This window comes from Aquimarina aquimarini, from assembly GCF_900299535.1.
Taxonomy (GTDB): Bacteria; Bacteroidota; Bacteroidia; order Flavobacteriales; family Flavobacteriaceae; genus Aquimarina; species Aquimarina aquimarini.
In genome coordinates, this window is sequence record NZ_OMKE01000023.1 from 295,665 (window position 1) to 320,638 (window position 24,974).

20 protein-coding genes are annotated in these 24,974 nt (G+C 31.6%); 8 read left to right on the top strand and 12 right to left on the bottom strand.

Annotated elements, in window-relative coordinates; all coding sequences use genetic code 11:
* Positions 1 to 9: 9 nt before the first annotated feature.
* Both DG508_RS12480 and DG508_RS12485 read right to left on the bottom strand, forming a co-directional pair.
* Complete coding sequence (locus tag DG508_RS12480) at positions 10 to 762, bottom strand: NYN domain-containing protein (RefSeq protein ID WP_108868458.1); 753 nt, start codon at positions 760 to 762, stop codon at positions 10 to 12.
* Positions 763 to 828: 66 nt separating this feature from the next.
* Positions 829 to 2,184, bottom strand: a complete 1,356-nt coding sequence (locus DG508_RS12485) for a DEAD/DEAH box helicase (protein ID WP_108868459.1) — start codon at positions 2,182 to 2,184, stop codon at positions 829 to 831.
* Positions 2,185 to 2,274: 90 nt separating this feature from the next.
* On the opposite strand from DG508_RS12485, the gene DG508_RS12490 reads away from it, so the two are divergent.
* The 3 genes from DG508_RS12490 to DG508_RS12500 all read left to right on the top strand — a co-directional run bounded on the left by DG508_RS12490 (position 2,275) and on the right by DG508_RS12500 (position 6,437).
* Positions 2,275 to 2,811, top strand: coding sequence for an NADPH-dependent FMN reductase (locus DG508_RS12490; RefSeq protein WP_108868460.1), 537 nt, complete (start codon positions 2,275 to 2,277; stop codon positions 2,809 to 2,811).
* A gap of 11 nt (positions 2,812 to 2,822) precedes the next feature.
* On the top strand, positions 2,823 to 4,124 hold the full coding sequence (gene pabB / locus DG508_RS12495; RefSeq protein WP_108868461.1) for an aminodeoxychorismate synthase component I: 1,302 nt from the start codon (positions 2,823 to 2,825) through the stop codon (positions 4,122 to 4,124).
* A gap of 219 nt (positions 4,125 to 4,343) precedes the next feature.
* A complete protein-coding gene (locus tag DG508_RS12500; protein WP_108868462.1) occupies positions 4,344 to 6,437 on the top strand; it encodes a S8 family serine peptidase in 2,094 nt (697 codons plus the stop codon).
* 93 nt (positions 6,438 to 6,530) lie between these two features.
* Here the strand turns inward: DG508_RS12500 and DG508_RS12505 are convergent, their stop codons facing one another.
* From DG508_RS12505 to DG508_RS12515, 3 genes are all read right to left on the bottom strand, one after another.
* Positions 6,531 to 7,223 (bottom strand): Crp/Fnr family transcriptional regulator, encoded by a 693-nt coding sequence (locus tag DG508_RS12505; RefSeq protein WP_159090808.1) that lies wholly within the window; start codon positions 7,221 to 7,223, stop codon positions 6,531 to 6,533.
* A 44-nt stretch (positions 7,224 to 7,267) separates the two neighbouring features.
* Entirely contained in the window at positions 7,268 to 8,683 is a 1,416-nt protein-coding gene (locus DG508_RS12510; RefSeq protein WP_108868464.1) for a leucine-rich repeat domain-containing protein, read from the bottom strand.
* A gap of 274 nt (positions 8,684 to 8,957) precedes the next feature.
* Positions 8,958 to 9,659: a hypothetical protein gene (locus tag DG508_RS12515; protein WP_108868465.1), complete on the bottom strand. Its 702-nt coding sequence runs from the start codon at positions 9,657 to 9,659 to the stop codon at positions 8,958 to 8,960.
* Between the two features lie 164 nt (positions 9,660 to 9,823).
* Here DG508_RS12515 and tilS point away from each other — a divergent pair, with 164 nt between their 5' ends.
* The 5 genes from tilS (at position 9,824) to DG508_RS12540 (ending at position 17,874) form a co-directional block, all read left to right on the top strand.
* Entirely contained in the window at positions 9,824 to 11,137 is a 1,314-nt protein-coding gene (tilS, locus tag DG508_RS12520) for a tRNA lysidine(34) synthetase TilS (RefSeq protein ID WP_108868466.1), read from the top strand.
* On the top strand, positions 11,137 to 13,116 hold the full coding sequence (locus DG508_RS12525; RefSeq protein ID WP_108868467.1) for a protein-disulfide reductase DsbD family protein: 1,980 nt from the start codon (positions 11,137 to 11,139) through the stop codon (positions 13,114 to 13,116). The genes tilS and DG508_RS12525 overlap by 1 nt, the downstream gene beginning before the upstream one ends.
* Positions 13,117 to 13,235: 119 nt before the next feature.
* On the top strand, positions 13,236 to 15,086 hold the full coding sequence (locus DG508_RS12530; protein WP_108868468.1) for a CocE/NonD family hydrolase: 1,851 nt from the start codon (positions 13,236 to 13,238) through the stop codon (positions 15,084 to 15,086).
* 27 nt (positions 15,087 to 15,113) lie between these two features.
* Complete coding sequence (locus tag DG508_RS12535; protein WP_108868469.1) at positions 15,114 to 16,988, top strand: DUF885 domain-containing protein; 1,875 nt, start codon at positions 15,114 to 15,116, stop codon at positions 16,986 to 16,988.
* A 112-nt stretch (positions 16,989 to 17,100) separates the two neighbouring features.
* Positions 17,101 to 17,874, top strand: coding sequence for a carbohydrate-binding family 9-like protein (locus DG508_RS12540; RefSeq protein WP_108868470.1), 774 nt, complete (start codon positions 17,101 to 17,103; stop codon positions 17,872 to 17,874).
* Here DG508_RS12540 and DG508_RS12545 read toward each other — a convergent pair.
* The 7 genes from DG508_RS12545 to DG508_RS12575 form a co-directional block, all read right to left on the bottom strand.
* Positions 17,861 to 18,358 (bottom strand): DUF1572 family protein, encoded by a 498-nt coding sequence (locus DG508_RS12545; RefSeq protein WP_108868471.1) that lies wholly within the window; start codon positions 18,356 to 18,358, stop codon positions 17,861 to 17,863. The genes DG508_RS12540 and DG508_RS12545 overlap by 14 nt on opposite strands.
* A 95-nt stretch (positions 18,359 to 18,453) precedes the next feature.
* A complete protein-coding gene (locus DG508_RS12550) occupies positions 18,454 to 19,626 on the bottom strand; it encodes a heparan-alpha-glucosaminide N-acetyltransferase domain-containing protein (protein WP_108868472.1) in 1,173 nt (390 codons plus the stop codon).
* A gap of 60 nt (positions 19,627 to 19,686) precedes the next feature.
* Entirely contained in the window at positions 19,687 to 20,826 is a 1,140-nt protein-coding gene (locus DG508_RS12555) for a glycoside hydrolase family protein (protein WP_108868589.1), read from the bottom strand.
* A gap of 300 nt (positions 20,827 to 21,126) precedes the next feature.
* Complete coding sequence (locus DG508_RS12560) at positions 21,127 to 22,764, bottom strand: PepSY-associated TM helix domain-containing protein (protein ID WP_108868473.1); 1,638 nt, start codon at positions 22,762 to 22,764, stop codon at positions 21,127 to 21,129.
* Positions 22,765 to 22,768: 4 nt separating this feature from the next.
* On the bottom strand, positions 22,769 to 23,068 hold the full coding sequence (locus DG508_RS12565) for a hypothetical protein (RefSeq protein WP_108868474.1): 300 nt from the start codon (positions 23,066 to 23,068) through the stop codon (positions 22,769 to 22,771).
* A 2-nt stretch (positions 23,069 to 23,070) separates the two neighbouring features.
* Positions 23,071 to 23,403, bottom strand: coding sequence for a hypothetical protein (locus DG508_RS12570; RefSeq protein ID WP_108868475.1), 333 nt, complete (start codon positions 23,401 to 23,403; stop codon positions 23,071 to 23,073).
* Positions 23,404 to 23,681: 278 nt separating this feature from the next.
* Complete coding sequence (locus tag DG508_RS12575) at positions 23,682 to 24,974, bottom strand: HlyD family secretion protein (protein WP_108868476.1); 1,293 nt, start codon at positions 24,972 to 24,974, stop codon at positions 23,682 to 23,684.

Below are 24,974 nucleotides of genomic sequence, written 5' to 3' on the forward strand. Positions count from 1 at the left end.
AGAGTGTTTTTATTGTTTTTTTACACTTGTTTTATTTCGTACATATATTAATTTAGATCTCCCTTTTGTAGCTTCACGCTGTTCAATTTCAAATTTTTTAATGGATTGAATCAAAGGGGTTAACTTTTGAAAGCCATAGTTTCTGGAATCAAAATTGGGTTGTTTTTTTTGCAAGAGACTCCCTACATCTCCAAGAAAAGCCCAACCATCATCATCTGCAATATCAGATATAGTATATGAAATTAGCTTTATATCCTTTGGCGTTATTTTATCTACATTATTTTTTGCGATAGGTTTGTTTTCTGTGGTATCAGATCTATTTTCAATGGCTTCATGTTTTAAGATTTCGAGATAGATAAATTTATCGCAAGCAACTATAAATGGGTTGGGGGTTTTTTTCTCTCCTATTCCAAAAACTTTCATTCCTGCTTCTCTAAGCCTTGTAGCTAAACGGGTAAAATCACTATCACTAGATACAAGACAAAAACCATTTACTTTTTCTGAATATAGAATATCCATAGCATCGATTATCATAGCAGAATCTGTTGCATTTTTACCTTTAGTATATCCATATTGTTGGATAGGAGTTATTGCATTTTCTAAAAGAATTTTCTTCCACTTCGTAAGATCGGGTTTGGTCCAATCTCCATAGATTCTTTTTATGGTGGGATTACCATATTTGGCAATTTCTTCCATCATTTCTTTTATATATGTAGATGGAATATTATCGCCATCAATTAACACTGCAAGATTTAAATCCATAAAAAAATATATATGCTATAATTGAATAAATATAGAACTATTAGAGAGCGAATTATTAGGGATATATTATTTCTTTCGCTTCTTGTTTTTTAAATTATATGTTTTATCTCCCTTGGTTTTTGGTTTTTTATATTTCTTTTTGATTTCACGTTGATAAGAACCCCCTAGGTTTACTTTTTTATTTTTTTCTTTCTTTTCATGAAAAGAAGCTCCAACTTCGTCATTTGGACGTTTATGAGGATTATTAATTTCTTTGATTTTAGGTTGTTCCTCTGGGGTAAGTTGATCAGAAATTGCTACTTCATTAGGTAGATCAAGTTGTTCGATTTTCATATCCATCAAATTTTCGATGGCATCAAGATATTCTTGTTCTTTTTGAGTAGTAAGTACAAATGAAACTCCTTCTTTTTCTGCACGCCCTGTTCGGCCAATACGGTGCATATAATTTTCTGGATACTCAGGGGTATCTAGATTGATTACTTGACTTACATTTTCTATATCCAATCCACGAGCCATAACATCTGTAGCAATAAGAATTCGATTTTCTCCTTTTCTGAATTGTTCTATACTTCTAAGTCTATAGTTTTGAGTTTTGTTAGAGTGAATAATACAAATCTCATCAGCGTATTTTTTTTCTAATTGCTCAAACAACCGGTCAGCAATTTTTTTGTAGCCTACAAAAATTAATGTTTTATGATATGTTTCTTTATCAGAGAGTAAGTTTTCTAATAGATTAACTTTTGTATAAAAGTTAGGAACTTTATAACCATATTGTTTAATGTTCTCAAGAGGAGTTCCACTTTTGGCAACAGATATTTTATGAGGAGCCACAAAAGTTTCAGAAATCATTTGATCTACTTCATCTGTCATGGTGGCAGAAAACATAATATTTTGACGATGCTGCGGGAGGATATCAAAAATATTCATAAGTTGATGTCTAAATCCTAAATCAAGCATTACATCTACTTCATCAATAACCAATTTTTGTATAGATTTTAATTGTAGCACTCTGCTAACTGCCAGATCATATAAGCGACCTGGTGTTGCTACTATAATATCTAAACCTTGAGAGACTACTTGTTTTTGTGTATTGATATTTGTACCACCATATACACCTGTTATACGTACATTAATATATGTGGAGAGCTTTTCAATTTCATCAACTACTTGTACTACAAGTTCACGAGTAGGAACTAGTATTAATACCCTTGGGTTTTGTTGTACAGAGTATTTGAGCATTCGCAAAATAGGAAGCATATATCCATACGTTTTACCAGTACCAGTTTGCGCTATACCAACAACATCTTTACCAGACATTACAGGAGAAAATGCTTGTTCTTGAATTGGAGTAGGAGTATCAAACCCCAGATCATCAAGGGCATTAAAAAGAGGTGTGCTTAGGTTTAAATCTCGAAAAGTCAATTGATTTGTTTTTTTTTGATGTTACAAAGGTAGTCTTATTTTGGGACTGTAAACATTTTGGTTACTTTTACCCGTCTAAATTATATAGCTATGAAAAAAATTCTAGCCTTTGCAGGCTCTAACAGTAGTACATCTATCAATCATAAACTTGTAGAATTTGTTGCTTCTGAGATAAAAGACCATACTACTAGAGTAATTAACCTTACTAATTATACAATGCCGATGTATAGTGAAGACGAAGAGAAAAATAACGGTTTTCCTGGGATGGCTATGGGATTAAAACAAGATATTACAGATACTGATGCTTTAATTATTTCTGTAAATGAGCATAACGGTAGTTGGAGTGCTTTTTTTAAAAATATAATTGATTGGTTATCTAGAGTTGACCGTAACTTTCTTGAAGGCAAAAAAGTATTATTGATGAGTACTTCTCCTGGACAAAGAGGTGGAGTAGGTGCATTAGAATTTGCAAAAAATGTATTACCTAGATTTGGAGCTGAGATTGTAGAAAGTTTTAGTTTTCCTTCGTTTTACGATAACTTTTCTGCTGAATCAAATAAGGTGACAGATGAAACACTTTCATTGGGATTGAATGAAGTGATTAGTACTTTTGCGCATCAAATTTAAGTAAAAAACAAGTGCGTAGTACAGAACAATTTATTATAAAAAAACCTTTAGAATTCAAAACTAGATTATTACGTTGGGCACAGCAGTTTGATGAAGTAATCTGGTTAGATTCTAATATATATACGCAGCAATACTCTAGTTATGATGCGATATTGGCTGTAGAAGCCTTTACAGCTATTAAAACAGATCATTATAACGCATTTGATCAATTAAAAGAATATCAGGAATCTACATCAGATTGGATTTTTGGATATCTTTCTTATGACCTTAAAAATGATACAGAAAATCTAGTTTCAGAAAATTCTGATGAACTCAATTTTCCTGATTTGTATTTTTTTCAACCCAAAAAGATTTTTTTACTCAAAGAAAATATTCTTGAAGTACAGTATTTGAGAATGGTGGATGATGAAATCAAAAGAGATTATCAAGAAATTAGAACTCTCAAAGGGGATAATGAAGCAGACTCTTCCTGTGGTAAAGTTAAAATAAGCCTTAAAATAACCAAAGATGAGTATAAGGAAAGAGTGAGTGAGATGTTGGCTCATATTCATCGTGGAGATATATATGAAGCTAATTTTTGTCAAGAATTTTTTGCAAAAGATAGTTGTATTGATCCATTACAAACCTATCACCATCTAAATGAAATTTCTACACCTCCTTTTGCTGCTTTTTTAAAAATAGAAGATTGTTATTTATTGTCAGCTTCACCAGAACGTTATTTACGAAAAGAAGGACAAAAAATTATCTCACAACCTATCAAAGGTACTGCCAAAAGATCCTTGGATGTTAAAGAAGATATGCAACTTGCTTCTGATCTAAGTAAGGATCCTAAAGAGAAGTCAGAGAATGTAATGATTGTGGATTTGGTACGTAATGATTTGTCAAGAACAGCAAAAAAAGGTTCTGTGATTGTAGAGGATCTGTGTAAGGTATATTCTTTTAAGCAAGTGCATCAAATGATATCTACAATTGTTTCAGAGGTTGATCCTGCTATTTCTCCTGTAGATGTGATCAAAACGACTTTTCCTATGGGAAGTATGACTGGTGCTCCTAAAATTTCTGCTATGAAAATTATTGAAAATCTGGAATCTTCAAAGCGAGGCTTGTACAGTGGGGCAGTTGGGTATTTTACACCTAATGATGATTTTGATTTTAATGTTGTAATCAGGAGTATTTTGTACAATCAAGAAAAACGTTATATCTCATATACAGTAGGAGGAGCAATAACAGCTAAATCTGATCCAGATAAAGAATATGAAGAATGCCTGATAAAAGCCAAAGCAATGAGGGAAGTGCTAGAAAGTATTGGCTAAGATATTTATGAGAGTATACATAAAATTTCAATTCTAATTGTCTGTAGAGTTCTAACCTTCAAATCACCTTAATAGATGCAGTATTAACAAAAGATTATAGAGTAGTAATCAAGCTTCTTAATAAAACTATAATAAGAGTTAAAGACTCTTATTTTTATAATAATGAGTAGTTTAATTATTTAATTTCGAGAGAATTAAATAAAACAAACTCAATTAATTATGAAAAAAATTATTAGCTCAGTTATTTGTCTCTTATTGGCAAGTTTTTTTTATGCCCAAAGTGGCAATGATATAAAAAAGAAAGATGGTTTAAAAGGACAACTTTATGTTTTGGATGAGGTAGATGAGTATAAACTCATTATCAAATTTCGCTCTAATACAGAGCCTATTGTAGAAAACGGAGAAGTGCATTTTTTGAATCATTCTTTATCCTTAAAAACAACAAAAAGTTTATCAGATTTAACATTTACTCCTTTGATTAACCTTACAGCAGAGGAAAAGCAACGTGCAAAAAAATCATCACAACGTACACAAGCCGATGAAAAAGGGTTTAATATTCTGGATTTTGCAGGTTTGTGTGAAGTGAATACTAAGAATAAAGACAAGCATTATTTGTTGAAATTAGGAAAAGATTTAGAAAAACTTAATGAAGTAGAATATTGTTCTCTCGAACCAGTAAAAACACCGCCACCTCCAGGGTTTTTTGCTTATGCAACTCCTGATTTAACGAATAGACAAGGGTATAGGAAACCTAACCCAGGAATAGATGTTGATTATGCATGGTCACAAGGAGCTATGGGACAAGGAGTAAAAATTTCTGATATAGAATATAGTTGGGGGAAACTTGATCACGAAGAATTTGTGAATCAAGATATTTCTTATGGTACATCTCATAATGCTAATAGCTTTGAAGATCACGGTATTGCTGTTATGGGAATTCTAGTGGGAGACGAGGATAACAATTTAGGAATCAAAGGTACTGCTCCTAAGGCGGTAGGAAGAGTATATAGCGAAATACAAGGGCGCGCTACAGCAATAATAAAAGCAACACAAAACTCGCAAGCGGGAGATGTTATTGTACTAGAAATGCAAACAGGTGGACCAGATGGTAAGCTAGCACCAGCAGATGTAACACAATCTGTATGGGATGCTGTAAAAGCGGCTACAGATGCAGGTGTTATTGTGGTGGCAGCAGCAGGAAATGGATCTGCTAATTTAGATTCATCATCATATAGTGCATATAGAAATAGAGGTGACAATGGGAGTATTATTGTTGGTGCAGGAACATCCAATAGCGCACATAATAAATTAGGCTTTAGTACCTATGGGCAACGAGTAAATGTTCAAGGATGGGGGCATAATGTTTTTACAACAGGATATGGTGATGTAACCTTTGATAATGATTATAAAAAAGAATATACCGCCACTTTTGGCGGAACAAGTTCTGCTACCCCGATTGTGACAAGTGCAGTGGCATGTATACAATCGTATGCAAAAGAAAAATTAGGAAAACTGATTACTCCTAGAGAAATGAGAGATCTCCTTATGTCTACTGGAGTAGCTCAAGGAAGTGGAGGTCATATAGGGCCATTACCAAATATAAAAGAGGCCATAAAAAAACTAGGAAATGTAGGAGGATGTTCTGATGGAGATTCAGTTTCTGTAACGTTTAGCAATACTACAGATTGTGCTTTAGAATATTATCAAAATAATACCCTGAGAGGAACTGCAAATGCTGGTGGAAATTTTAATGCCAATACTACAGTTGGAAGTATTTGGGAGGCTAAGAAAAAGTCTACTGGAGATATCATAGATAACTTTTCTATAGTATGCAATCAAACAACGTATTCTTCTTCTGGTAACTGTAACTCAGGAGGAAATCCTTGTGATGGTGTTGCCCAATGGAGTAATTCAGTACAATATCAACCTGGAGATAAAGTAGTTTTTCAGGGAGGATTGTGGATAAAAACAGCTTCTTCATGGGATTACTTAGGATCTTGTAGTGCAAATAAATCTATAATGCTTGATTCAGACTCTGATCTAAACTTAAAGAAAAAAGATGTTTATTTTAAAGTGTATCCTAATCCTGTAACAGAAGTGTTAAATATAGAAATCAATATGATGAATGTAAACTCTAATCGTATTGAACTCAAGGATATTAGTGGGAGAGTATTAAAAACACAATTATTAAAAACTTCTCCTGATGGAATGTTTAAAGGACAATTTGATGTAAGTGATTTATTGACAGGTACTTATTTCTTGCAAATAAAAACTACAAAAGAAATGATTACTCAAAAAGTATTTATTAAGTAAATATACATGTAGTAATCAACCAAAGGGAAGCTTAAAAACTTCCCTTTGGTTATCTATTATTGATTATAAGATATTTTAGTTGTAGTTTATATTTTACACTGTTTGTGCAATTTCTTTTTGTATTAGGCTAAATGATGTAGGGCTGATGCCTAAAAACGAAGCGATATGATATTGAGGAATACGTTGAAAAACCCAAGGTTGTCGTTTTTTTAATGCAATAAATCGCTCTTTAGCATCCAAATTATTTCGCTTCCCCATTATTTCTAATAAAAAAGTTACTTTTTTCTCTGCCAAAATCCTAAAATAAGACTCAAATCCCTGATGATATGCAAAGAGTTTTTTTTTATTAGTATGAGTTAACCCAAGCACAGTAGAGGGTTCAATAGCTTGAATGTAAGTAGTAGAAGGTTTATGGTTAAAAAAACTATCGATATCGGTTTGCCAACAGTTTTCTCTAGAGAAACTAATATTTTTTTCTACACCATCAAAGTTATAAAAAGATCTGCAACACCCTTTTTTTATTAAAAAAGTTTCTCGCGCAATTTGTCCTTCTCGTAAAAGAAACCCTTTGTTTGGTACTTCTTGTTCTGTAAAGTATTGAGCAATCATTTTCCATTCAGAATCAGGAATAGATACAAGGTGTTCAAATATTTTTTTAACTGTTTTTATAGTAATCGCTTTTATAAAGCTAAAAGTAGTTTTTTTTTGTGATAAGAAGTACGGATTGCCGTTAAATGATACACGATTTAGTATTAAAAATAAGTTAAAAAAATATAAGGAAATCAATCAAAATTTAGAGGTATGTTTTAATGCGTTAGGGTTTTTATACTTTATAAGCAGTTAGTTTCAAAATTTTTATAAACCATTGTACTTGTATTTCTGCTTAAGTTGCATATGCTTTCGGGGATAGAGGTAAATTTGTTATTACGAATATTTAATACCATTAATTTGGTTAAATCTCCTATGGTTTGAGGAATATTTTTTAGTCGGTTATCATTGAGATACAAGTATTCTACGTTGTATAAATTTCCTATTTCTTTAGGAATACTTTTTAAATTATTGTTTTGTAAATTCAATTTTTTTAGATGTTTTAAACCTTCGATTTCAGAAGGAACATTACTAAGTTTGTTTTTATTTAAAAGTAATATTGCCAGATTATCTAGATTCCCTATTTCCTTAGGAATAGCCGTCAGGTTGTTGTTTTGTATGGATAGTTCTTGTAAGTTGTTTAGTTCACCAATTTCAATAGGTATATTGATAAGACTGTTTTTATCAATAGATAATTTTGTTAGTTTTTTTAACTTCTTAATTTCTACAGGGACATTTTTTATTTTATTGTTATTCAGTAACAAAGTAGTTAACTCTTGTAATTCCCCTATTTCTCTTGGGAGGTTGTTTAGTTGATTATCATTGATATGTAAAGTTGTCAAAGAGCTTATTTTTCCTATTGTTGATGGTATTCTTTTTAATTTATTGGTTTGTAGATTGAACTCTTCTAGTTTATTTAAATTCCCTATTTCTACAGGTATGCTATTAAGGTTGTTTTGGGAAATATTTAAATAAATTAATTGCTGTAAATTTCCAATACTTGCGGGAATTGTGTTTAGGTTATTTATGGTGATATTTAGATACTTCAACTTTTTTAGATTTCCTATTTCTAATGGAAGCTTACTCAATTCGTTTTTAGCGATGTTTAAATAATTTAATTTATCAAGATATCCTATTTCGGAAGGAATATTTTTGAGATTGTTAAATGATAGATTTAGAACAGTTAGATTGTCTAAGTTACCTATTGCAGAAGGTATTTTTTTGAGTTTGTTAAATGGTAAATGGAGTTCTTCTAAGCTTTTAAGCTCCCTTATTTCAGGTGGAATATTTGTTATGTTACTACTTTTTAGATTTAATTTGATAACCTTCCCTTTGATATGGGTAACTCCTTTCCAGCTATCCATCGTTTGATCCTGTAGATTCCATTTTAGCTTACTTTCTGGATTAGCCTCAAATAGTTTAATCAAGACCTGCCTGTCTGCAGAGGTAATACATGGGGCTTTATATGATTGATTATTAGTAGATACGATAGTGTTCTTTATTGCTTGTTTGGTTTGTTTATGAGTAACATTGATATTTTTATTTCCATATATTACAAGTAGTAGTGATGCTATAGTAAGAATATAGAGTGATCTTACTATAATGTTCTTTAGAAAGGATGGTATTGAGATATTTTTTGACTGAGAAGATGTTTCCATATTATTATGGTATAATTTAGAGGTAAATTTGGTTAGTATTTAAGATAATGCTAAGTTAGATAGTTATGCATATATACCTTACCCTGTTTGTAGTGAAATGTCTTTACCCCAAAAACAGTGCATATATCGTCAGGGTTATTAGATGAAATTACCTCTTTATAAATAAGATTCTTTTTTATAAAAATAGAAAAATAATAAACTGAAAAGCCGAAAGAAATAAGATTAGTCCTTTCATAATTAATGAAGATGTATCAAAAAAAGAGCTTGTTAAGAATTAAATAAGATTTTTTCTAAAACTTTTTCTTACATTAATAATAATCTCTTTGACCTCTTGTGCGGTTATTTCTTTGATAGTTGCTATTTCTTCAAAGTTTAATTTACCAAAAACAAACAAGTCAATGATCTTAGAAGTTTCTATCGGGAGCCAACTATAAAACTTACCGAGTAACTTTTGTTTTTTATGATAAGAAGAAGGTTCTGATTCTATAATTTTAAGAATCTCTGAGTCTCTGTCATCATAAATAAAATTTTGTTTTTTTTCTTGATTTTGGTGATAGCAAATATCATCTAAATCTTCTTTCATAATGAGATCATTATCTGCCTCTACAGTATAGTTTTCTTCAAGTTTTTCTAATTCTTCTTTAAGAAAATGACTAGTGCTTATGTTTCTTTGATGCCAACCCTCATGAATATATAAATCATCGATAAGCTCATCTGTAATTTTAAAAAGCTGTAATTCTAGCGATAGAGTATCGATATCTGGATCAAATTTATCGTGGTATAATTTTACGATTGCATCATCAATAATCCCATTAGAACAATACATGTTTTGAGGTAAAATACCAATGCTTTCTGCAATGTATAATCTGTGTTTTACATAAGGATGTAAGTGGGGTACAATGGATAATAATTTTTTGCTAAATTCTTTTTGATCATCTGTACCATAAAAGTCTTGTAAGTCGTCTACCCTGTTCATCTATCAGCCATTTATGAGTTGTTTTCTAAAAATAATGAAAACAAATCGTAATTAGTGTTAAAAACTTGATAATCAATGATTAATGGTGGTTTTTGTTGTGAGTTGTGATAGTAATTCAAAATTGTATATTTGAAAAACGAAAATAATACTATACAAAAGCCAAATTGTTACAAGAATTTAAAGATCATATTACCACTAAATTTTCTTTTCTAGAAGGGAGTAAATTATTGATCACCTGTAGTGGGGGACTGGATAGTGTTGTATTGACCAAATTATGTCATCTCTTGAAATTACAATTTAGTCTAGCACATTGTAATTTTGGTTTGAGAGGAGAAGAAAGTGATGCAGATGAACAATTTGTTATTCACTTGGCTAATGAATTTAAATCACCAGTTTATAGAACTAGGTTTGATACAGAAAAATATGCGCAGAAGCACCAGCAATCTATACAAATGGCGGCAAGAGAATTACGGTACTCTTGGTTTAAAGAGTTAGCGAAAACCCATCAATACGATTATATTTTTACAGCACATCATGCAGATGATAATTTAGAAACTTTTTTAATCAACCTTTCTAGAGGTACGGGCATAGAAGGATTAATGGGGATTCCAGAAGTAAATGATACTTTTATTAGACCATTACTTCCCTTTACAAGAGATGCACTTTTAGAATTTGCCAAAAAAAATAAACTACAATGGCGAGAAGATAGTAGTAATAAGAGTACTAAATATCTGAGAAATAAACTTAGAATTGATGTAATCCCTGATTTGAAATCAATTACGCCTCAGTTTTTACAAAATTTTAATACCACTTTGTCATATCTAAAGCAAAGTAATGAGTTTATAAAAAGTCAGACTTCCTATCTTAAAAAAGAGCTATTTGAAACTGTAGATAATGAAACCATTCAAGTTTCTATAAATAGACTGAATACATATGAAAACCCAAAAGCGAGTCTGTATTTTTTGTTAAAAGAATATAACTTCACCGCTTGGAATGATATAGAACATATACTTACAGCACAGTCAGGAAAACAAATCTTTTCGGGGACACATCGTTTAGTGAAAAATCGAGAATATTTATTGATAAGCCCTGTAACAGAGGGAATAACTGACCGCACCTATAATATACGAGAAGACGAACGTATGTTGATGATTCCCTCGGGAACACTTAAGTTCAAAGAGGTAGAAGGTATTTTAGATATTGATCTCAAAACAATATACGTAGATAAAGAAAAGTTAAAATACCCATTGAATGTAAGAAAATGGAAAGAAGGCGACTATTTTTATCCACTGGGAATGCGAGGTAAGAAAAAATTGAGTAAATTTTTTAAAGATGAAAAATTATCCTTGCTGGCCAAAGAAAGAATCTGGCTATTATGCTCTGGCGATGATATCGTTTGGATTATAAATTATAGAGCAGACAACAGATTCAAGATAATACCCCAAACAAAACAAGTACTAAAAATTACAATAAGCTGATGCGATATTTTATATTCTTATTAACTACAATATTATTTTCTAACTCTCTTTTTTCTCAAACACTGGATCCAGTTAAATGGAAAGCTAGTGTTCAAAATGAAACAGAAGATGTGTATACATTATCTTTTGAGGCGACTTTAGAAAAAGGGTGGCACTTATATTCACAAAAGGAAGCCCAAGGAGATGAAATAGCCCCTACACCTACAGAGTTTACATTCAATACTACTCCAGAAACATATACACTTATAGGAGAAACAATAGAACCCAAAGGGATAGAAAAATTCGATAATATATTTGAGATGAATGTAAAGTACTTTGAAGATAAAGTTATATTTACTCAAAAAATAAAACGTATTAATAAAAACCTGAAAGAGGTTAAAGCAGAAGTGTTTTTTTCTGTTTGTGATGATGAGAAATGTTTGGCTCCAGAGACAGTAGATTTTATCATTAACCTATCAGGAAAAGCTGTAGAAAATAAAGGAGACCTTTCTAGTATTACAGCAGAAGATAAACAGAAATCAGAAGCATTATATGTAGCTATAAAAGGAAAAGAGACTTTTCCTTCTGAAGAAGTAGAAGAGAAAGGCTATTTTACCATTTTTGCCTTAGGATTTTTAGGAGGACTTATAGCATTACTTACTCCTTGTGTATTCCCTATGATCCCTCTTACAGTATCTTTTTTTACCAAAGGAGCCAGAGATCGTAAAAAAGGATTGTTTAATGCAATACTATATGGTATTTTTATTTTTGTCATCTATGTATTATTAAGTTTGCCTTTTCATGTATTAGACTCGTTAGATCCAGAAATACTCAATAACATTTCTACCAATGTAACTCTCAATATTGTTTTCTTTATAATCTTTATAGTATTTGCAATCTCCTTTTTTGGGTATTTTGAAATTACACTACCAGCATCTTGGAGCACCAAACTAGATAGTAAAGCTACCAGTATAGGAGGAGTAATAGGAATCTTCTTTATGGCATTGACATTAGCCTTGGTATCTTTCTCATGTACAGGACCTATCTTAGGTTCTTTATTAGGAGGATCGTTAAGTAGTGATGGGGGAGCAATGCAATTAAGTTTTGGTATGGGAGGCTTTGGATTAGCACTCGCATTACCATTTGCATTATTTGCATTATTTCCTAATTGGTTAAACTCATTACCAAAAAGTGGAGGTTGGTTGAATTCTGTAAAAGTAGTTTTAGGCTTTATAGAGCTAGCACTCGCATTTAAGTTTTTATCCAATGCAGATTTGGTAGAACACTGGGGAATTCTAAAACGTGAAATATTTATTGCAATCTGGATTATTATTGGTATTGGATTGACATTGTATCTTTTTGGTAAAATACGTTTTCCACATGATAGTCCAATACAAAAGCTGAGTACAGCAAGAAAAACTTTGGGAGTGATTACTTTAGCCTTTGTTATTTACCTAGTTCCTGGGCTTACCAATACAGCGTATGCAAACTTAAAACTACTTAGTGGTTTTCCGCCCCCGTTATTTTATAGTATCTATGAAAAAGAAGCACATGGCCCATTGGGGTTAAATGCATATACTGATTTTGAAGAAGGAGTAAAAGCAGCCAAGGCACAAAATAAACCTATAATGATTGATTTTACAGGATGGGCTTGCGTAAACTGTCGTAAAATGGAGGAACAAGTATGGAGCTATCCCGAAATTATAGAAATACTTAAAAATAAATATGTATTAATCTCCTTATATGTAGATGATCGTAAAGCATTGTCAGAAAAAGATCAGTTTGAGTTCCTTAAACCAGATGGGAGAGTTAAGAGTATTAGAACAATAGGTGATAAATGGGCAACTTTTCAGACCTTGAATTTTCAAAACAACTCACAACCATATTATGTGTTATTAGATACAGATATGAATTTACTTAATTATACTACAGCATACACTCCAGATACTAATGAGTACTTAGAGTGGTTAAAAACTGGGTTGAAAAATTTTAAAAAATAAATATGCCTCATAATAAAGAGTAATAGATTTTGCTATGTAGAAAGTTGTTAAAATCTCCTTAAAAATATTATGCTCGTATTACATTTTTTTATATTGATCGCTAAACTAAATTATAATCAATGCGATCAGTAAGATTTATTCTTTTAGGAGCTCTTGTTTTCCTTTCTTGTAATACAGGATTCCCTCAAGAAACAAAACCCTATGATGTAAAAGAACATTATACAAAACAAGAAGTTGATATTGTGATGAGAGATGGAGTTAAGCTTCATACAACCATATATTCCCCAAAAGATACCACCAAAGAATACCCTATTTTAATGCAACGTACACCATATAGTTCTAAACCATATGGAAAAGATGAATTTCGATCAAAAGTTGGTCCAAATGAATTTCTTATGAAAGAAGGTAATATTGTGGTATACCAAGATGTACGAGGTCGTTGGATGAGTGAAGGAGTATATGATAATATGAGAGCATATATTCCTAATAAAAAAGGAAAGCAATTTGATGAAGCCAGTGATACATATGATACAATAGATTGGTTGGTAAAAAATGTTGCCAATACCAATGGTAGAGTTGGTATATGGGGAATTTCATACCCAGGTTTCTATTCAACATATTCATTACTAGATTCACATCCAGCGTTAAAAGCAGTATCTCCTCAAGCATGTATAGGAGATTTCTTTTTTGATGACTTTCATCATAATGGAGCTTATTTATTGAGTTATTGGCGAGTTACAGCATTATTCGGACATGAAAAAACAAAACCAGTTTCAGAACCTTGGTATAAGTTTACAGAGTTACCAAGTAAAGATCAGTATCAGTTTTTTCTGGATGCTGGACCATTGCAAAACCTAGATAAATATTATAAAGAAGATAATGTCTTCTGGACACAACTCAAAGAACATCCTAATTATGATGAGTTTTGGCAAAAAAGAGGAATTATTCAGCACCTAAAAAAGGTTAAACCAGCCGTAATGGTTGTAGGAGGATTATTTGATGCCGAAGATTTGTATGGGCCTTTTGAAACTTATGAAAACATAGAGAAGAAGAGCGATAACTATAATATTATGGTTTTTGGTCCTTGGAGCCATGGAGATTGGGCAAGAACCAAAAAACGACAAGCTGTTGGTAATGTATATTTTGGAGATGATTTATCTCGTGGTTTTCAAAAAAATGTGGAAACGACATTTTTTAACCATTTTCTAAAAGGAGAAGCCAACGGAAAAACAGGATTACCAGAAATTCAAATATTTGATACAGGTAAGAAAGAATGGAATTCTTTTGAGAGTTGGCCACCTGCAACTGTAGAAAAGAAAATGTTTTACTTATCAAAAGATGATGTCTTATCCAATAAAACTGGAACAGGTTATTCTGAATTTACTAGTGACCCCAAAAAACCAGTTCCTTACTCAGAGGATGTAAAAATGGTGTTTACTCCTAGAAAATATATGACAGATGATCAACGATTTGCAGCTAGGCGCCCAGATGTGTTGGTATTTGAGACTTCAGATCTTACAGAAGATATAACACTATCAGGAGAAGTATTGGCAAAGCTCAAAGTAGCCACCACAGGTACCGATGCTGATTGGATTATAAAATTGGTAGATGTATACCCTGATGATGCCACAGATACTCAAGAGACACAAGATCATCTAAAAATGAGTAACTATCATATGATGGTACGTAGTGAGGTGATGAGAGGACGTTTTAGAAATGACTTTAGTAAACCAGAACCTTTTATTGCAAACAAAAAAACAAATGTAAATATCAAATTACAAGATATACACCATACGTTCAAAAAAGGACATAAAATTCAGATTCAGGTGCAAAGTACATGGTTTCCACTTATTGATTTAAACCCTCAAACTTTTGTGCCTAATATTTTTAAAGCAGATTCATCTGATTTTACAAAACAAACACATAAAGTATATCACGATTCAACAGTAGAATTTTCTGTATTGAAATAACTAATTAACCCTAATAAAAACAATATCATGAACAATACAAAAATCAGTGTATTATTGTTTTCTTCTTTTCTTGCTTTTACAGCTTGTAAGCAGGAAGTAAAAGAACCCAAACAAGAAGATTTTGCCGTATCAAAGCAAGTAATCGAGGAACGTTCTAAAAATCTAAATGATTGGTTCGAAAAGCAATTTCAAGAAGAATTAGCACAATCCCCAATGATGCAAACATACTTAGGGGTTAAAACCGAAGATTATGGAAAATGGGATGATATCTCGTCTAAAAAAGAAGCAGAAGATCTGGAACAGGCAAAAAAGCGCCTGAATTATTTAAAAGACTCTGTAGATATAACGTTGCTTGACAAAACTACAGTATTGAGTTATAAATTAATGAAAGAAAATCTTGAAAATGAAATCGAAGATTTTAAATATAGATTTTATAACTATCCCGTAAATCAAATGCATGGGCTACAGGCAGACACACCAGCCTTTATGATCAATATGCATAGAATAGAAAGTAAGAGTGATGCAGAAGCATACATTTCTAGATTAAATGGCTTTGATGAAATGTTTACTCAAGCAGTAGAAAATCTGAAAATCAGAGAAAAAAATGGGGTTCTTCCTCCAAAATTTGTATTTGCCAAAGTTTTAGACGATTGTCGTAATATTATATCAGGACAACCCTTTGATAAATCTAATCAAGAAAGCACATTATTAGCAGATTTCAAAAATAAAATCAAAACATTAGAGCTTTCTGAAGAAGAAAAAGAACAATTAGAAACCCTTGCAAAAAAAGCATTATTAGAAGGAGTAAAACCAGCATATACTAGTCTTATTTCTCTATTAGAGGAACAACAACAACGTGCAACTACTGATGATGGAGTCTGGAAATTTCCTAAAGGAGATGCATTTTATAATATAGCATTACAGCGCACTACTACTACAAATATGACTGCAGATCAAATTCATGAACTTGGACTGAAAGAAGTAGAACGTATTCATAACGAAATGCGTGCAATTATGAAACAAGTAAAATACGAGGGGACATTGCAAGATTTCTTTACTTTTATGAAAGAAGATAAACAGTTCTATTTCCCGAATGATAAAGAAGGGAAAGCAGCATATCTTAAAGAAGCAGTTGCATTAATAGATACAATGAAATCTAAATTAGATGAACTCTTTATTACCAAACCCAAAGCAGATATTATAGTAAAAGCAGTAGAGCCTTTTAGAGAAAAAAGTGCAGGAAAAGCATTTTATCAGTCAGGTACGCCAGATGGATCAAGACCAGGTACTTATTATGCTAATTTATATGATATGACAGCAATGCCAAAGTATCAAATGGAAGCGTTGGCATATCATGAAGGCTTACCAGGACATCATATGCAATTATCTATTGCGCAAGAACTACAAGGAATTCCTAAGTTTAGAAAATTTGGAGGATATACCGCATACGTAGAAGGTTGGGGATTATATAATGAATTATTGCCAAAAGAGATAGGAATGTACAGTGATCCATATTCTGATTTTGGTAGATTGGCAATGGAGTTATGGAGAGCTTGTAGATTAGTGGTAGATACAGGAATTCACAGTAAAAAATGGACAAGAGAAGAGGGGATCAAATATTATACAGATAATACCCCTAATGCAGAGAGTGATGCTATAAAAATGGTAGAACGCCATGTTGTAATGCCTAGTCAGGCAACTGCCTATAAAATAGGAATGAATAAAATTCTTGAGCTACGTGAAAATGCAAAAAAAGAACTTGGAGTTAAGTTTGATATCAGAGAGTTTCATGATGTAGTATTGACCAATGGTGCTGTACCACTTACGATTCTAGAAGAATTAGTAGCTGATTGGGTTGCTAGTAAAAATGTTTCAGTAACCAAAACAGAAGTAGAGTCCTAAGATCAAGATATTCGTTTTCTAAGCCCTCATAGGAAGTATTCTTATGGGGGCTTTTTGCACTTAAGGTAAGAAAACCCTAGTTTTAACTCTAAATAAGTTGTAATAACGTTATATGATGAAGTATTTAAGTTATAAAAATTATGTGTTATTTGTATTAATTGTTTTAATAGTATCCTGTAAAGAAAAAGCAATGGATAGCACTTATGCTAATACTACTGATAAGAATCAACAAAAGAAAACAAAAAAATCTCCCGTATTAAAACTTAACAAGAAAAAATTTACAGAGACAGAAAGTCTACACTTTAATCATTCGGTAGGAGGAGATCCTATAGAAGAAGAGACATGGGTAGCTATGAAATATGATAATGATTTCTTGGAAATAAAATTTGAATGCAGAAATAACCACAGGCTAGATCAAAATCATTATGTAAAAGATAATTCAGCAATGTTTAATCAAGAAGTGTTTGAGCTTTTTATTTGCAAAGGCAAAGAAGTACAAGGAAAATATCTCGAAATTCAAATCAACCCAAATAATGCACTTTTTTTAGCAAAAATAACCAATCGTTTTAAACCAAAAAGAGAATATAAAATAGAATATATTGACACCAAAACCTCTGGAGTTACACATACTGTTGAAAAAGATACTATCAATGATATATGGAAAGGAAGTCTTAAAATCCCATTAAAAGTATTAGAGTATCCAAAACCCACTAAAGAAGCCATATATAGGCTGAATATGTTTAGAGTGATTTCTAATGTAGATCATGCAGATAAAAAATGGAGTCATACTACAGAAACATCAACGTTTGCCTGTTGGAATAGTACCATGACTCCAACTCCACAATTTCATATTCCTGATGCTTTTGGTGTTCTTATTTTAGAATAAATTGTTTTTTACCTTCCTTTTCGGTAATCATTTTGTGGAGTAAGACAATTTGACCTAAATGGTAGTAACTATGTTCTATCATACCTTCAATATTTCTCAGATAGGTTCCATATTTAGGATCAACAAAAACTTCATCAAGTTTTGAATCTGGCATTTGTTCTATTTTTTCTGCAAATTGTTCAGCATTATCCCACATATCAGTTAGCAATTGAATCCATTGCTGTTGTGAAGTAATACGAGGGAGGTCAAAACTATACTTATCTCTTATTTCTAATTCCCCACCTTTAACTACATGTAGCACACCTGCAATATAATAGTTGATATGATAGGTAAGTACTGCTATAGTATTTAAAGAGCCTATTTTTGTAGTAGCTTCTTTCCAACTTAGGTTCAAAAGTTGTTTTTTATAATTGGTATTGGCAATCCATAAACCATCTAAAAGAACTTCTCTAAATCTATCGGCAATTTGTTTTGTACGTTTCATAGGTAATAAATTGATCAGAAAACAAACTAAAGATATAAAATTTTGTATTCAATAGGTCATAGAGTCAAAAAGCTATTAAACAGGTGGTATAGATATTATAACTTTAATTTATACCCTTTTCTTTCTAGCCAGCCTGTAAAAAATACTACTAGAAGGGCAAATCCAAATGAAACAAGTAATCCTATTATAGAAGTATTTAAGAAATCAGGTAATTTAAGACCAGTAATATTATAAAGAGGATATAAAAAATAAGGAATCATATAACAAGTTAATGTTGCTGTACCAGCAGCTCCAATTACTGTTGCCCAGCCTGTTTGTTTTTTTACATCGGCAATGTAGTATAATAAAACAAACATAAAAAAGCCAATTCCAGTACATATAGCTAACCAAGAAGGAGTTCCTTGTATTTTTGAAATTCCCCAATAAGACCTTGTTAGTAAACCATAAGCAATATTTACAATACCTAATGATATAAGAAGTACATAACACCATTTAATGTTGTCTTTTGATAACTTTTTAAATATCAAAGTTGCTACTACTCCTGCAGTAGTAAATGCAGGAATGGTTCCTGAATAGAGTGTAGAAAAGATACGAGTAATATCATTTCTGAATATCCCGTCATGTGTTTGATTTAGTACGGATAGTACATTAAAAAGAATCCATGCTATAACCATTACAGAGATACTATTTTTACTGTAGAGATATATTAGAGCATTAATTATATAAGCCCAACCTATCAGTCCCAAAATACCCCACCAATGTGTTCCCATCCAGTTTTCTCCTTGAGAGCCTCCTTTGTATATAACTGCAAGAAAAATAAGAATAAGAAACCCAGTAATTTGAAAATAAATATGCCATTTTTTGGGAACAGGACTTCTTTTCCAATTCATCCAGATAAGTACTACAGCCGTAGCCATAAGGATGCACCATACATATTTACCAAGAAATATACTCTCATGGTGAGCGCTTTCATAATTAACCATAAAAACACCAATAAGTAATAGTGATAGTGATCGTATCACGATATGTTTAGCAATCAGCAGGCGACTTTCTTTTTTTGCAAGTCTGTGTTCGATAGCATATGGTATACTAAGACCTACAATAAATAAAAACAAAGGAAAAATGATATCAGAGAACCCCATATAGTCTTCACTTGCAGATGCATGTTTAAGCCATTTTGGGATATTGATAAGTGACCAAAATTCATTTACCCAAATCATTAATACCATGGTTAGAGCTCTTAAAATATCTATGGATGCTATTCTCATTTTTCCTGTGTCTTTATTCTGCGTTTAGTTGCGATATTTAGGGTAAGTGTAGGGGAGTGGTTATTTTTTTTGAGTATAATCTGTATAGATAGCTTTTTGCAAAGCATCCCAATGAGCGTCTGTCATTCTATTTGGAGTAAACAAGCAAATACCAGTAGCTCCGTTTATCATAGATTCACTAATAGCTGCTTCTAATTCATTAGGTAACAATCCATGATTTTCAGGATCATCTTCATTGGATTTATTGTTAGGTTTTGGACAAATAAATAATCCACTATAGATTGGTTTTTTATGAGCAACGGCAGTTACTTCTTCTTTGGTAAGTTCTCCGATCCATTTGGTATCACCTAAATAAAAATCGTTATAATTCATAGGGTAAACAGCATCTAGGTTCCATTTGTCCCATTCTTGTCTAACAAGTTTTTTTGCAATTGAATTAGGTCCTGGAAAAACAGCAGCATTAATCACTTTATCTTTACTATGTACTACATCGGCTAACTTATTTACGATTTTGGTAATTAAATCATATCGAAATTGTTTCCACTCTAAAACTAGAGATGGGTCTTTTACATTTTTTATATCTATACCCGATTGCGATTTGAAATCATTAACGCATTTATCACAATAGCAATAATCAAATTGAGGGTATTCTTTATCCATAACCAAATCATATTTCTCCCATAATCCTTCTGCCAAAATTACATCAGGAAAACGAATGTAATCCAAATGAATACCATCAACCTCTTTTATATCTGCAATACTACCGTATAGATTTTCTAGAAAATTGTATACTTCTGGCCTGCTAGGACATAAGAATTGATAATGTGATACATAGGCGGGTTTGTCAAATGCAGATTCTCCATTTCTATTTACAGCATACCATTCTGGTTTTAGTTTTGGGTTGTTATTTTGCACCATAGTAGGTATCCAGGTGTGAAATTCCATACCTACTTCTTTTACGATTTTTCCTACTCTTTTATAGATAGCAGGATCATGTCCAGCAGAATACATTAAGCCATCAACTCCTTTGTTCTTTAACTCCTGAAATTCAGTTTTTAATTCTTGGTCTGTTGCACCTTTTGGTAATTGTGCCCATGCATAAAGAGGTGTTTTATAAGTAACTTCTGGTGATTTTTTTTCCTCTTTTTTACAGGCAATCAATAAAAGCGTTGTAAGAATAATAGTAAATACTTTTTTCATCGTTTTTTTGTTTAGTGGTTCAGAAGATAGATCTATATTGAAAATCAATCTGGATCAATATGAAATTAACCAAAAACCGATTCGATTACCAGTTAATCGAATGTGGTAGATTACTTCATAAAATATAATTCCCTTTAATTATCTTAGAAGTAATTAAAAAAAATCAACGATGTAAACTTTTTTCTACAAAACACATGTTTTGATAGAAATACGACTTGTTTTACAGGATGTATGAATTATGGTTGTATCATTTGTGTATTTAAGGAATAGATCAAAAAATAAGAAAAAGGATAAGGAATGCTAGTTGTACTTAAGCTTTTTTTGACGTCTACTTTCTCTTTCTTGAGAAAGCTCATGCTTTCTGATTTTTTTAAGTTCGTAATACTTGTTTTTTGGCCGTTTTCGTTTTGATTTTGCAACGATAAATAAAGAAGCCATTGATAACAATATCCAGAAAAGATCTACGATTAGAATTTCATATTCTTTATTTAGATATGCTTTCCATATCCAGTTTCCAGAGGAAACACCATTTACAATAGGAATTATGAGACCAATAACACCTCCAATCAAGAAAGAGAATTTATTGGTAAAAAAATTATCTCTTTTATACCTGAAAAACAAGAATACAATTGCCCAAAGGCTAAAAAAAACAGTGTAGTATACGTTAAGTCTTCGTTCACCTAGATCGGGGGGGAGTAGTCTAGCTAAAACGAATGAGAAAGCAATTACAGGAAACAGGCTTAGACAAATAGCCATATAGATATGTCCTACATTAATTGTGTATAATTGTTGTTTGGTAGTACTATTTTTTTTGTTTCTACTTTCTATCCAAATAAGTACCCCAGTAATAATTACAAAACAAGTGATAAGTGCTAGAATAGCATAAATAATTTTTAAAGGCATACCGCCATAATCACCAAAATGAAGATGTCTTATCACAAATTCGACATCTTGGTGATAATCATTTTGGTATGGGTTTTTTGTGGAAGTAACTTGTTGCTTAGGTACGTTATATGTGACTCGACCGCTACCAAGAAGTTTATTTTTGGGATTAAGTAAGCCTTCAACTTGCACGATCATATTGGTGGCTCCATAATTTTTTATATATACTTCTGTTGGAGCAAAATCATCCCATGTTGCAGTCACCTCCTTTATAATAGGATTAACGATATATGTGCTATCTGATTTTTGTTCTAAAGGGTATGTCTTTGCTTTTGGGCGTAGGTCTTCTGCTAATTTTTGTTTATTGTTATTGTATATATAATTAGCAGGAAGTAAAACAAAAACAGAAAGTCCAAGAAAACAACTTGTTACTGCATACATGAATTGAAAAGGTAATCCAATCATTCCTAATACAGTATGTGCATCACTCCAAATTGTTTTTAACTTTGATTTTGGGCGAAAAAGATAGAAGTTAGAGATCATTTTTTTCCAATGAACAATAACCCCTGTTATAATTGCAAATAAGAAAAAGAAAGCAACAGATCCAGATAAATATAGTCCTATGCGTGGTATTTGACTAAAAAAATGTAAACGATATAGAAAGTTACCTAATGAGTATTTTTGATAATAACTTGAGATTTCAAATGTATCTGTATCTAGATACATAAAACGTCTTTTTTTTGCTTCTTTAGGAGCAAGAGTATCTTTTGATGCAGTTATTCTTATAGATGCAAGCTGGCTTGCTTGTGGTAGAGTTATATGAATGTCTCTGGTAAATAGGCCGTGTTCTTTTTCTTTTAATAGTGAAATTAGTTGATCATAATCTAAATTTGTGATTTTTTCTCTATTGATAGGAACACCTCTTTCCCATACCTCAATTTCATCTTTGAACAAAGCAAATGCTCCGCAGAGGAAAATGACATATAATGCAACGCTAATTACAATTCCACTAACAGTATGGGTATGAAAAAAAATATTATAGAGCCTTTTACTCATGTTACTATACTAGAGAGTGGGTTTGTTTTCCGAAGTGTATTAAAACCCCAAGAATTGTAATAAGGATACTATATAATGCCCAAATTTTCCATCCATTTTTAAACAAAAAAGGAATAATCATAAATGTTACCCATAAAATATACATACTGTATATTGAGGTGATTAAAACTGTTTTATAATCACTCCAAAATGCCAGAGCAATATGTATAAAAGCAGCTATGAGATAACCACCCAAAATTCCTGCAGATATTTTGGCAAACCGTTGCCAGAAGTTTTGAGATAAATATTTGGGATTTGCTGGCATAACTATATAAATAGTAACTCCAAAACCAATATTAATAATAGTAAAGCTATCCCGTGTTTATAATTAAAAGCCTTAATAGGGCTTAGTATGATTAAGGTTCCTTGTATAATCATTAATAAAAGAGTCCAAATAAAAATGCCAACTCCTAACCCAAAAAGAAATATTGTACTTGCTAAACAGAATACTAATAAAAAAAGACCAATGCTATTACTAGTTTTATTATGTTGTTGCATCCATTTCTCGATCTGAAAATGCGGAGAAAGTATTGCTACTTTTGATGTGTTATACAAGAAAAAAGAACCTGAGAAAATTAAAAAAATAAGTAATGTTATCATAATATGCACTTATAAACTGAAACTATAATCCAGAAAATTTCTCTCTGGAGTTATTTTATATTATAAAATTGAATCTAGCACTGTATTATCTTAATTTAGATTCATTAAAAATAATAAATTCTCGCAAATGTAACATAGAATTCATTAAATAAAAAAACTTATTTGTTAATAATTTAAAAAAATAACACAAAAATACTGCTGTATATAAATAGACTTTTATATAGGGTTATGAATTTCAGGTGTTTATTTTCATTTGGTGATGTGAGTGGGGTACGAGACTATTTATCCATTAAAGTTCTAAATTGATAGAAAAAACGCTCAATAAGACGAAGATCTTCTGTGATGATTTCTACGATACCTCTCATTTCTTGTTTAAAAGGTATCTCCTTATTATATGTTGTAATTAGTTTCTCTGGTAATTCAACATCAATCAGATACAGCCCATTTTTATCTGGTAAAAGAGAAATATGTTTTACTTTACCTTTGATTGTACCAAATTCATTATCAGGAAAATTTTCTAGCCTGATATTAGCGGTTTGACCAATTTTTATTTTTCCAGAGTTTTGAGAAGGTGCTTTGATTTTTGCTAGATATGAAGAATACTCAGAAGGAATTACAATAAACACAAGATCTCCAGAAGATACTGTTTGATTTTCTGTCCAAAAATTAAGAAAAGAAACACGTCCTTCGATATCAGATGCGAGAACGTATTGCAGTTCCCAATCTTTGATACTTTTTTTTAACTGTCCAAAGGATTGTAATACTTTTTTAAACAAGTTAATTTCTTCCTTTCTTTTGTTTATTTCGGTACCTTTTGATGTTCTGTTTGCATTACTAATACTCTCATTGATTTGTGAGAGTTGCACATCATTATTCTCATAATTACGCTTAGCTTGCAGGTAATCTAATTCTTTTCCTTCATATTCCTGCGTAGATATTACTCCTTTTTCAAACAAGTTTTTTTGACGTTGCAGTTCTTTTCTTTTAAACTCTAACTCAGCTTTGCCTAATCTTTTTTGTGCTTTTAGACTTTCTAGTCTTCTATAGAGTTCTGATAATGAAATTTGATTAGCTATAGCTTCATTAGAGAAAGGTTGCAACTCCTTATTTAAAATATATTCTGAATAACTATTTTCAAATAAAGCAAAGCTTGTTTCAATATCTCCTAAAAATAAAACAGGTAAATCATCTAGAGGAAATGCAAATGATTTGTTACTCACTTTGATAGTATCTACAATTGATTTAAGTAGAAATACATCTTTATAATTGGCACTGCTTTGTAATATTGCCAGAGGTGTGTCTTTGGGCACAATCTGACTGTCTTCTACTAATATGGATTCAATTTTACCACTTACTTTGGCATACTCTTTTTGTGGAGGTATTCTAGTTGTAATAATGGCCTCTGCTGGGATTACATCTGGATATTTTACCAACCAAGAGAGAAATAGTAACAGTAAAACTAATAGTAATACCAAAAGGTTTCCCCATCGTATCATCCAATGAGGAACTTTGGTAAGAATTTCCTGCACTTCTTCACTCCGTAATTGTATGTCATCTAAAGTATCTGGCAT

What these genes read in the sequence shown, in the direction of transcription:
- DG508_RS12560 (WP_108868473.1), bottom strand. Translation starts at nt 22,764, where the DNA reads ATGAGTAAAAGGCTCTATAATATTTTTTTTCATACCCATACTGTTAGT.
- DG508_RS12550 (WP_108868472.1), bottom strand. Translation starts at nt 19,626, where the DNA reads ATGAGAATAGCATCCATAGATATTTTAAGAGCTCTAACCATGGTATTA.
- DG508_RS12515 (WP_108868465.1), bottom strand. Translation starts at nt 9,659, where the DNA reads ATGAACAGGGTAGACGACTTACAAGACTTTTATGGTACAGATGATCAA.
- DG508_RS12530 (WP_108868468.1), top strand. Translation starts at nt 13,236, where the DNA reads ATGCGATCAGTAAGATTTATTCTTTTAGGAGCTCTTGTTTTCCTTTCT.
- DG508_RS12525 (WP_108868467.1), top strand. Translation starts at nt 11,137, where the DNA reads ATGCGATATTTTATATTCTTATTAACTACAATATTATTTTCTAACTCT.
- DG508_RS12575 (WP_108868476.1), bottom strand. Translation starts at nt 24,974, where the DNA reads ATGCCAGATACTTTAGATGACATACAATTACGGAGTGAAGAAGTGCAG.
- DG508_RS12555 (WP_108868589.1), bottom strand. Translation starts at nt 20,826, where the DNA reads ATGAAAAAAGTATTTACTATTATTCTTACAACGCTTTTATTGATTGCC.
- DG508_RS12565 (WP_108868474.1), bottom strand. Translation starts at nt 23,068, where the DNA reads ATGCCAGCAAATCCCAAATATTTATCTCAAAACTTCTGGCAACGGTTT.
- DG508_RS12510 (WP_108868464.1), bottom strand. Translation starts at nt 8,683, where the DNA reads ATGGAAACATCTTCTCAGTCAAAAAATATCTCAATACCATCCTTTCTA.
- DG508_RS12490 (WP_108868460.1), top strand. Translation starts at nt 2,275, where the DNA reads ATGAAAAAAATTCTAGCCTTTGCAGGCTCTAACAGTAGTACATCTATC.
- DG508_RS12480 (WP_108868458.1), bottom strand. Translation starts at nt 762, where the DNA reads ATGGATTTAAATCTTGCAGTGTTAATTGATGGCGATAATATTCCATCT.
- DG508_RS12570 (WP_108868475.1), bottom strand. Translation starts at nt 23,403, where the DNA reads ATGATAACATTACTTATTTTTTTAATTTTCTCAGGTTCTTTTTTCTTG.
- DG508_RS12500 (WP_108868462.1), top strand. Translation starts at nt 4,344, where the DNA reads ATGAAAAAAATTATTAGCTCAGTTATTTGTCTCTTATTGGCAAGTTTT.
- DG508_RS12535 (WP_108868469.1), top strand. Translation starts at nt 15,114, where the DNA reads ATGAACAATACAAAAATCAGTGTATTATTGTTTTCTTCTTTTCTTGCT.
- DG508_RS12540 (WP_108868470.1), top strand. Translation starts at nt 17,101, where the DNA reads ATGATGAAGTATTTAAGTTATAAAAATTATGTGTTATTTGTATTAATT.
- DG508_RS12545 (WP_108868471.1), bottom strand. Translation starts at nt 18,358, where the DNA reads ATGAAACGTACAAAACAAATTGCCGATAGATTTAGAGAAGTTCTTTTA.